The following is a 10,444-nucleotide window of genomic DNA, read 5'->3' on the forward strand; positions in this document are numbered from 1 at the left end:
CATGGCCAATAACGTGACCTACGACCATACCATTGACAAGCGCCAGGTGCGCAATGCCTTCGGACGGGCAGCAGGAAGTTACGACCGGGCGGCGATACTGCAACGGGAGGTGTGCGACCGGATGCTGTCGCGCCTCGAATATATTAAATATACGCCCAATGTCGTTCTCGATGCTGGTAGCGGCACCGGCTACGGTACACGGAAACTGGTCATGCGCTACCCTGCTGCCAGGGTGATGGCACTCGATATTGTGCCGGCCATGCACCTTCAGGCGCGCCCCGAAGTCTCATGGTGGAAACAACTGTTGTCGATTGGAGGATCTCAGCATGGGAATCGGACAAGCTATGTATGCGGCGACATGGAGCAACTGCCGCTTAAAGATTCCTGTGCGGGACTGGTCTGGTCAAATCTGGCACTGCAATGGTGCAATGATGTTAAGCAGACGTTTGCCGAGGTGCACCGCGTATTGCAAACCGATGGTTTATTCATGTTCAGCACTTTCGGTCCTGATACATTAAAGGAATTGCGCCAGGCTTTCCGCGGCGCAGACGATTACAGCCACGTCAATCGCTTCACCGATATGCATGACATCGGCGACATGCTGGTACACAATGGCTTTGCCACGCCTGTCATGGATATGGAATATATTACGCTGACCTACGACGATGTGATAAGTGTAATGCGGGATCTTAAGGCGATAGGTGCTCATAATGTCACCCAGGGCAGGCGGCATGGATTAACCGGAAAAACCACATGGCAAAAAGCGATAAACCATTATGAGATGGCTCGCACATCCGGAAAATTGCCTGCAACCTTTGAGGTGGTTTACGGACATGCCTGGAAACCGCAACCGCGAATGACGACGGTTGTTACGCCTGAACTCAGGCGGCAACTCGGCCTTGCGTGACAGAGCGGTTCGTATGGCAAAAGGTATTTCGTTACTGGAACCGGCATGAGCGTAAGCAAAAACCCTCTTCAGTTGTGCGATGCTCCATGCCTTCGCCGCAATAAAGAAATGCCATCTATTCCGGCTGAAATGTACAAACGACCACTCTCGGGTAAAATGGAAAAGGGGTGGTTCCATCCAGGAGCAACCCCATCCCATACTCAATCCTTCTGAATCACCAGTAGAATTTGGCCGGCGGAGACACGCCCGCCTTCCCTGCAAAATAACTGCCGCACGGTGCCACTGACCGGCACATCTACCGTAAATTCCATCTTCATCGATTCCACCACTACTGCTGGACTTCCTGCGGCGACGTGCTGCCCCTCCTTGACCAGGAGCTTCCATACCACGCCAGTGACCTGCGTGCTGACAGCTTGAGTACCCGCGGGTAGATCCACCTGGCTCGGCGGAGTACTCGCATCATCCTGCGCACTTTCGCTGGTTGTATAATTTGCCTGACCCCCTGCATTCCAGCGTTCACGCTCAGCTACATATGCAGCTTTCTGCTTGGTTTTAAAGGCGTCGATTGCGGTAGCATTTTCTTTCAGGAAATTATTGTATTGTTTTAAGCTAAAACTACTTTCTTCAACACGCAAACTAAAGTTCCCGCTAACGAAATCCTTGCGCATTTGAATTAGCTCGTCCTCAGTCACGGGATAGAAGCGAACCTGATCAAAGAAGCGCAGCAACCAGGGCTTGCCATCCTTGAAATCTTTCGTCTGATTATGACTATTCCACATTTGCACAGTGCGGCCAACGAGTTGATAACCGCCGGGGCTCTCCATGCCATATACGCACATATAAGCCCCGCCTATCCCCACGGCATTCTCCGGCGTCCAAGTGCGCGCCGGATTGTACTTAGTGGTGACCAGGCGATGTCGTGGATCTAACGGAGCTCCAAGGGGAGCGCCCAGATAGACGTCGCCTAGGCCCATTATCAAGTAGCTCGCCTCGAATACAATGCGTTTCACATCCTCAATGCTGTCCAGTCCGTTGATGCGACGAATGAATTCTATATTGTCCGGATTCCATGGCGCATCCTTGCGTACCGACTGCATATATTTCTTCATCGCCAATTGCACCGACGGATCATTCCATGACAATGGCAGATGCACAATACGCGTGGGTACCTCCATTTCCTCAATGGCAGGCAGCTCTTTTTCTGCGGAAATAAGGCTCTCCAGCAGCGTGTCGCGTGGCAACAATTTCGAGTCAAAATGAATATGCAACGACCGGATTCCCGGAGTCATATCCACGATGCCTTTCAGGCGACCTGTATCAATGGCTTGCTGGAGCCATACCATGAGAGCATGTATGCGAAAGCGGAGATTGAAATCGAGCACCAGCGGCCCATACTCAACCAACATGTTTTTGTCACCGCCTTGTCGATACAGCACCCGTGTCTGCTGAGCGCTCTCAGGAATGGTATGAAGGATTGGACTGGCCATTCCTTTAACCGCCGCTGCTGGCGGCATTTTCAATAAACGAAAATCCTGAATTATTGCATCCTGCGATATTTCAAGCGCTTGTGCCTCGGCGACCGATATCTGATGAAAACGCACATTGTCACCGGGCCTGAGTTGGCCCATTTTCCATAGTTCGGCATGAGCCAAGGTCGCCAGGCAAACAAAGCCACCCAGACTGGGGCCATCCGGTCCGAGGATCACAGGCAGGTCGCCGGTAAAATCGACCGCGCCAATAGAGTAAGCCACGTCATGAATATTGGATGGGTGAAGCCCGGCTTCACCTCCATCGGTGCGGGCCCATTTCGGCTTGGGGCCGATCAAACGCACTCCTGTACGATCAGAATTATGGCTCACTTTCCAGTCGGAAGCGAAGAAATTACTCACATCACCATCAGTAAAAAAATCCGGCGCCCCATGGGGACCATACAGTACGCCGATCTCCCAGTTATTCGTGTATTCAGGGATCAACTCTTTCGCAAGACTACGAGGCATATGACTTTTGGCCGCCACAATATGCAGTACATCGCCCGGCCGCAAAGTGCGTCCCTCATGACCGCCAAATTGGCCCAGCATGAAAGTGGATTTACTGCCAAGATAATCCGGAACCTGGAAGCCACCTTGAATTGCTAGATAGGCACGACAACCATATTTCATAATATCGCCGAACTTCAATAGCGCACCGGCTTTCACCTTATGTGACTGCCATTGCGCCAATGGCTTGCCGTCTAGACTCACCTGAATGGGCGCACCAGTCACCGCGATCACGCTGTCGCAATTGATGCGCAGGGTGGGGCCACCAAATGTGATCTCCATCGCAGCCTGCCCTTCCATGTTATCGACCAGACGGTTGGCCAACCGGAACGCAAGACTATCCATCGGACCAGACGGGGGCACACCGATGTTCCAGTACCCCAACCGGCCAGGAAAATCCTGTATCGTGGTTTGTATGCTAGGAGGATCAAGCACATCAATAGTATGTGCAATATTTATATTCGTATCCGGCATTTTCTCAAACATATTTTTCCCCTTTTTTGGCAGAGTCTCCCGCCAGGTTAAGGCAGCTTATCCTGCCAGTCTATTCAGATGTCATTTAACGGCATGCTGTTTCGCATGTCGTCCAGATTAATCCCAAACCAATAATTGGATCGGAGTGGGATTGTAGGCATTGCATGGATTGTTCAGTTGCGGACAGTTGGAAATAAGTACCACAACATCCATCTCGGCTTTCATCTCAACGTACTTGCCAGGCGCGGAAACACCATCCGCAAAATCCAGTCCGCCGTCTTCCGATACAGGTACATTCATAAAGAAATTGATGTTGCTGGGAATATCGCGCTTACTCATGCCGAGACCTTCGCAAATAGGATCGTGCGCCAGCGCATGAAGGAAGCTGTCGCGACAACTGTGCATTGGATATTTGTCAAGCGCGTAGCGCACGGTATTGCTCTCCGCAGCGCAGGCCCCGCCCACGGTGTCATGCCGTCCGCATGTATCGGCAACTATAGTGAGCATGGTATTGCCGAAATTGGAATATAATTTACTACCCGTGGTCAGGTATAATTTATTCTGGCGGCGAACCGTATCGGTTGCACTGTAGCGCTCCATTGCATCGCTGGCACTATAGAAGAGGGTATCCACCGCCTGATTACCCTCCAGATCGACGATACGGAATACCTGGTCTTTCTTGACCACTTTGACCCATGGATCACCCGCCGCGCAAATTTCGTCTATCACGGCCAGGTCGGGATTTAATTTGCTTTCAACAAGATTTTGCGCACTCATGCTGCACCTCCACAAGCATATAGACGTTGGGTATTTTGTAGACCGCGAGCATTCTCGGCAATGCGTGTACATTCCGATGGTCCCCAGCGATGATCGCCAGGAGCCTTAGAGGACGTCGCAAAAGCGGTCAGACTTATTGCTCCGGGATGGTAAGTTTCCGCCGGATCGAGAGGATGAGGGGCAGTGGACAGCACTACCAATGTATCCATCTCGAAACTCAGGTCCACATAATCGCCCGCCTTGCTGCTACCGGCATGAAATTCCAGTTCTCCGGATGAATTAGCAGTGACCTTGCTGAAGAAATTAATATTGGATACCACGTCGCGCCTACCCAGCCCCCACTTTCCCAGTTCAATCAGCATGCCATCAAGTCCACTACGAAACATGCCATTACGAAGCTCCTGGTACCGCCCGATACCATATTTCTGGCGTATCAAGTCGGCATCGCTCATGCCGCATACAGTGTCATGCCAGCCTGCGGTATCTTCGCTGATACAGCAGAAAATGCGTCCCATATCGGAATGGCAGGCATGGCCTTTAGTCAGGCGGAATGTATGCTGCGTCTTCAGCGTATCAGCCATGTTGTAGCGCTCCAATTTTTCTTCCATATTGTAAAAGAGCACTGCAGCATTCGCCCCGCCTGCCACATCCACCAGGCGGAGTGTCGTACCCCGGCGCACGATGCCAGACCAGTGGCAACCACCAGGGATGCTTTCTTTCCATAAACATGCGTTGGGTTGGTTCATATTCATTCTCCTTGTCATAATAAATTGTTCATTACTCATCCGGCATCTGATGCATAACAAACCATCCTCCTCCTGCTTTACACCTGCTGCGACGCTTTTTGGGTTTCATCTTTTGTGCTTCGGTACTTATTATTTATCAGTATATGCAACGTGGTTACGCTCAGGATGCTACCCAATACCAAGGGGACTGCCCAGAGCTGCCACCAGGGCGCCCCGGCTGCCACCACATATTCACGCGGCCATGCGATATTGATAAGTTCAAACACGGCCCAAACAAAGGCAACTGCATTTATCGCCAGTCCCCAGTTACCCAGCTTCAATGCACCCAATGCGGGATTCCACCGACCGGTAAGACGGGCATATAATCCGACGCCCGTTGTCATGGAAAACATCGCGTATAGTCCTCCCGTACCGAAAGCAATTATGGTGGCAACCGCTCCATCATTTAACCCGAAAAGCAATCCGAGCCCGGACAGCGATATGGTCGTAAGAATGGCGTTCCGCGGAATTTTATGTCTTGTCACATGGCTGAGGTGAGCCGGCATGTTCCCTTCACGCGCCATTGAGAATACGATGCGTGAAACGTAATTAACCACTGAAGATCCACAGGAAAGGAAGGCAATCATCACAATAGCCAAAAAAGGTTTTGCGGCCCAAGCTCCGATGGTGCTGGTAATAATGGGCGAGATGGGATCGGACGTAGCGCTGGCTTCCACCAGGACGTCATGCTCGACGGACAGCATCAGCGAAGAAGAATTGAAGAGAACCACGGTTCCCACGGCGCACAAGGAGAGGAAAATCGCACGCGGGATCATTCTCTCGGGGTTATGAGCTTCTTCGGCAATAGTGGAGCAGGCGTCAAAACCGATGAAAGCCCAACCCGCGATGGCTACAGCAGCCAGAAAAGCAGCAATGTCGGTGGGAGCCAATCCCGTACCCAGATGCTGAAACAATTCGGAGACCGGATGGATTCGGAAGAAGAAAAATAAAACCAGTGCTACGCATATCGATCCAATCACCTCTGCACAGACACCTAGTAAATTGATCACCTTGAAGATACTCTGATCGACCAGATTGACCATCGTACAGATCAGCAGGAACATAGCGCCCGATATCACTGCGGTCGGACCCTGTACGTTACCACCGACAAAAACAGCGGAAAGCCACATACCGCCGGTATAGGCGGTTGTAGTCAGCATAGCGATCGTGGAACTAACGTAAATGACTCCGGCATACTGACCGGTTCGCGGTCCTATAAGCTGCCGCGCCCATTTGTAAGCACCGCCCGCGATGGGGAACTGCGAAGAAAGCTCAGCATAGACTGTCGCCACCATCATCTGCATTACCAGGCACAAGGCCAGGGCAGAAATCCAGCCCCCCCCCGTCACTAAATTCTGCACACCGAAGATGGCATAAAGCCCGACGACAGGTGAGACGACTGAAAAGCCAAGCGTAAAGCAGTTCCAGACACTCATGGTACGCTTGAGTGCGTGGGGCTTTGTCGCTCCGTTATCAGAAGTAAAGCTATTCTGACTTTGGTTTATTGGCATGATGCCCTCCCCAAACCACAGGTCGCGACATGAGGCTGCCAGCCGTCCACAACTATTTTTATAGCGACATAAGCTCCTGAGGAGGCTACAGGTAGCCTCCGAAGCTTATCGATGATCACGACAAGATGGGAAAATCCAGAAAGGAAGTGCATGACGAAGTCTCCTTAATCGGCGGATCAAATTCCAAGAGCGATGTATTTAAATATACATTCTCCCGGGCTTTTATCCCTCCGTGGAGCCTCGTCATGACGAAGCCGGAAACTCTCGGACCAGACATTTCCTGCTACGGAAATCGGAACCCTAGTTTCTCCTTACATCAATCTACTGCTTTGGCCTTACTAATTTGACCGCAAAATTGCAAAAAAAGCGGTTGATATCATACTCGAATACCCAGTTGCCAGACCTTTTCAACTGCACACGGAAGAAATTGTACACATCTGATCATAAAAAGCAACACTAATTTATTCTTGAATAGCAAAAAAAATTGCAAACAAATTCCATCCATAAAATGGAATCGTTATAGGGATTTCAACACTTGTAATATCATCGTATTTCAAAATGAATCAAGTGCCCGCAAGGTTCCCGCTACCAGCAAATCCATTTCCTGCTCGTTAATGATATACGGCGGCATGAAATAGACTGTGTTTCCCAATGGGCGTAACACCAACTCCTGCGCAAGTGCCGCCTGGAAGAATTTTCCGGCAAAGTCAGGATCACGGGTTTTCACTTCGAATGCCCAGATCATTCCGCAATTACGGAAATTATTGACCTTGGGATGGGATGCGATCGGCTGTGCCGCATGATTGAGATAGCTTGCTTTAACACGGTTGGCTTCAATGATATTGTCCTGCTCGAAAATATCCAGTGTAGCCAGTGCGGCACGACAGGCGAGCGCATTGCCTGCGTGGGTATGGGAATGCAGGAAGCCGCGTTTGGTTTCATCGTGATAAAAAGCTTGATAAATCCTGTCGGTGGTCATCACCACGGATAACGGCAGATAGCCGCCGCTCAAGCCTTTTGCCAGGCATAAAAAGTCCGGGACGATATTCGCTTGCTCGCAGGCGAACATCGTCCCGGTCCTGCCAAAGCCGACGGCGATTTCGTCAGCGATGAGATGTACCTCGTACTTATCACATATCTGTCTTGCAAGCTTAAGATAATCGGGATGATACATGCCCATGCCCACCGCTCCCTGCACGAGCGGCTCGACAATAAGCGCTGCGGTTTCGGTATGATGCTGCGAGAGATGCGCTTCGAGCGTGGCCGCAGCGCGGTGCGCATAATCGCGGGCAGATTCTCCCGCAGCTGCATAGCGCCAATCCGGGGTAAGAACATGCGCGCTGTGGCGCAATAGCGGAGCGTAGGTATCCCTGAACAGCGCCACGTCGGTTACCGACAGCGTGCCTAGTGTTTCACCGTGATAGTCGTTTTGCAGGCTGACAAAACCATTCTTTTCCGGGTGACCGCTGTTGTGCCAGTAATGAAAACTCATTTTCAATGCAATTTCTATCGCCGATGCGCCATCACTGCTGTAAAAGCAATGGCCGAGATTGCCCGGCACGAGTTTGCTCAAGCGCTCTGATAGCTCTATCACCGGTTCATGCGTGAAACCCGCCAGCATGACATGTTCCAGTTTATCGAGTTGGTCATGGATGGCGGCATTGATGCACGGATTGGTGTGACCAAACAGATTGACCCACCAGGAACCGATGGCATCGAGGTAGCGTTCACCCTTGAAGCCATAAAGCCACACGCCTTCGCCTCGGGCGATGGGAACGAGCGGCAGCATTTCGTGCTGCTTCATCTGGGTGCAGGGGTGCCAGATTGCTTTTCGGCTGCGCTCCTGAAAGGAGGCTAATGACGGTAGAATTTCAGAATCGATGCCAGACATAGGATATTTACCAGTGGCTATAGGAATTTAACGTAATTGAGCGTTTGAGAGCTTGTCTCAGATCACTCACAAACTTTTGCGTCAGTGAATAATTATTGAACCTGGAAGCTAATGAGAAGGCTATAAATCAGGAAGAACCCAAGAATTCTTGATTATATTTCTGATCACATTAACTTCGCCCTGGGGATTTTTTTCGCGCCACGACAACACCATCACGCGTTGGGTTGATAAAAGCGTCAAATTCAGGATCATTAAAAATAAGCCGGTTGTGCTCAAGAATTGCTTCAGTCCAGCCGGGTACAATATCAACATATTTTTCCACCGCCACACGTCCATGCCAAAGCACATTATCAGCGATGTAAAGACCGCCCGGACGAATGCGGTCTTTAGCCATTTGCCAGACCTCGGGATAATCCCCCTTGTCGACGTCGTTGTAACAGATATCAAATAACCCTTCGGTCTGTGTAAATATCTCCTGCGCGAGTCCGGCGCGAAAATCAACTCTATCCGACAAACCTGCGGAACCGAGATATTGCCCTGCCTTCTCCTTGTTCAGAGGATCTCCATCAGTACAAATTACCTGCCCATCCGCACCCACCGCTTTTGCAAACCAATAGGCGGAATAACCGTAGCCGCTGCCAAACTCGAATATACGTTTAGCGTTGGCTGTCTTCGCCAATGTTTCAAGAAACACCCCTACTAAACGGCCGACGATGGGAAAATTATTTTCCTTCGCTACCGCTTCCATTTCTGTCAGCACCGAATGATCCGTTTGGCCTACAAGGCTGCGCATATAATCTTCGATTGCCGGATTGACCGGAATCAATACGGTGGGATTCACAATAGTGGGTGATTGCATGGTAGCCATAATCTTCTCTCCAAAAAAACAAAGCCAGGCTGAATATTTCGTTGTGCCCAACTGTACGCCCATCATGATGATGGGTCAAACACAAGCCGTGTACCCCCAACATACATATCTTGGCATGAGTATCGAATCAATACCCTGGTGATGCCATGGTAATATTGACGCTGTTTGGTGTAAAATTACCTTTCTTTCGCTTCGATCGGGTTAGCTACACTTCTAACCGCGGGCTATACTGATCGAAACTGTCTAGCCGGGTGCCGAGCGCCTTAATGGGTGTAACGCCGGTTGAACGGATCAGCAGGAAATTCAATGCACTACACGGCTCCGGCCTTCGCACGTCAGAGCGTTCGCCTATGATGTCGTTCCCCGGAAACTATCTGAATTTAATTAAATTTGAAACGAGGGTAAAAATGAGTAATGGACCGCAAATTGTACTGACGGCTCAAGATCTGGACCGGCTTGAAGCTTTGCTTGAATCGCTTCCGGAAAATGCGTTTCCCGGCAGGGCGGCACTGCGAGCCGAGCTGGACCGTGCCGAAATTGTCGAGTCCGAGCAAATACCACCATCGGTGGTCACCATGAATTCAACCGTGCGCTTCAGCATCGATTCTTCGGGTGAAGATTTTTGCCTGACCCTGGTTTATCCAAAAGATGTAGACGGCACCGGAGACAAAATCTCCATTCTCGCCCCCGTGGGCAGCGCTCTCCTCGGTCTATCCACCGGGGATGAAATAGAGTGGCCTCGCCCGGGCGGAGGCACGATAAAGGTACGAATCGTGGAAATCGTCTCCCAGCCGGAGCGTGAAGGAAAATTTTACCGTTAGAAATATTTCCACTGAGCGCCAGATATCGGCGCCTCTAAAAAGAAAACGAAACAATAATGAGTGAAACAGACTTCAATGAAGCGCTAGTGGGTGAATCTGACTACACGCAATGGCAGATATAATCGGCGTGATTGGACAATGCCCACTGTTCAAAAGTGGGCATGATTCTGCTATAGTTGCGGGCATTTTTCACCCGGATCCACAGGAACCTCCGCCATGAATCTACTCCGTCCCCTGATTTCCCAAGGAATAAGCGCCGCCAAACCCAGGACATTTCCGGCATGCAACCCCGGATCACTTTTGAAATGGTGCCTGGGTGCGGGAACGTTGGGACTGGCGTGCCATGTTTTCGCGGCGGATCCCGCTCCCGCCGC

At 50.9% G+C, this 10,444-nt stretch carries 7 protein-coding genes, 1 pseudogene and 1 riboswitch; of the genes and pseudogenes, 2 read left to right on the forward strand and 6 right to left on the reverse strand.

What is annotated here, in order from left to right; translation table 11 throughout:
• Position 1 precedes the first annotated feature (1 nt).
• Positions 2–907: a malonyl-ACP O-methyltransferase BioC gene (gene bioC / locus BLO43_RS15380; protein ID WP_090907830.1), complete on the forward strand. Its 906-nt coding sequence runs from the start codon at positions 2–4 to the stop codon at positions 905–907.
• A gap of 200 nt (positions 908–1,107) precedes the next feature.
• On the opposite strand, the pseudogene BLO43_RS15385 reads toward bioC, so the two are convergent.
• The 6 genes and pseudogenes from BLO43_RS15385 to BLO43_RS15410 form a co-directional block, all read right to left on the reverse strand.
• Positions 1,108–3,393, reverse strand: a pseudogene (locus BLO43_RS15385) (5-oxoprolinase/urea amidolyase family protein); the annotation flags it as partial.
• A gap of 141 nt (positions 3,394–3,534) precedes the next feature.
• The gene (locus BLO43_RS15390; RefSeq protein ID WP_090907834.1) at positions 3,535–4,194 is read right to left on the reverse strand and encodes an urea amidolyase associated protein UAAP2; all 660 of its coding nucleotides are present in this window, start codon (positions 4,192–4,194) and stop codon (positions 3,535–3,537) included.
• Positions 4,191–4,940: an urea amidolyase associated protein UAAP1 gene (locus BLO43_RS15395; protein ID WP_074633511.1), complete on the reverse strand. Its 750-nt coding sequence runs from the start codon at positions 4,938–4,940 to the stop codon at positions 4,191–4,193. Before BLO43_RS15395 ends, BLO43_RS15390 begins: the two co-directional genes overlap by 4 nt.
• Before the next feature lie 77 nt (positions 4,941–5,017).
• Positions 5,018–6,490: an APC family permease gene (locus BLO43_RS15400; protein ID WP_090907836.1), complete on the reverse strand. Its 1,473-nt coding sequence runs from the start codon at positions 6,488–6,490 to the stop codon at positions 5,018–5,020.
• A 209-nt stretch (positions 6,491–6,699) separates the two neighbouring features.
• A riboswitch (guanidine-I (ykkC/yxkD leader) is annotated at positions 6,700–6,805 on the reverse strand.
• A gap of 238 nt (positions 6,806–7,043) precedes the next feature.
• Positions 7,044–8,381: an adenosylmethionine--8-amino-7-oxononanoate transaminase gene (gene bioA / locus BLO43_RS15405; RefSeq protein WP_090907838.1), complete on the reverse strand. Its 1,338-nt coding sequence runs from the start codon at positions 8,379–8,381 to the stop codon at positions 7,044–7,046.
• Positions 8,382–8,550: 169 nt separating this feature from the next.
• The gene (locus BLO43_RS15410) at positions 8,551–9,249 is read right to left on the reverse strand and encodes an O-methyltransferase (RefSeq protein WP_090907844.1); all 699 of its coding nucleotides are present in this window, start codon (positions 9,247–9,249) and stop codon (positions 8,551–8,553) included.
• A gap of 407 nt (positions 9,250–9,656) precedes the next feature.
• Between BLO43_RS15410 and rnk the strand changes: the two genes are divergently transcribed.
• Positions 9,657–10,070 (forward strand): nucleoside diphosphate kinase regulator, encoded by a 414-nt coding sequence (rnk, locus tag BLO43_RS15415; RefSeq protein ID WP_090907845.1) that lies wholly within the window; start codon positions 9,657–9,659, stop codon positions 10,068–10,070.
• Positions 10,071–10,444 lie beyond the last annotated feature (374 nt).

Origin of the sequence: Nitrosospira sp. Nsp13 (genome assembly GCF_900101945.1) — a bacterium.
Classification (GTDB): Bacteria; Pseudomonadota; Gammaproteobacteria; order Burkholderiales; family Nitrosomonadaceae; genus Nitrosospira; species Nitrosospira multiformis_D.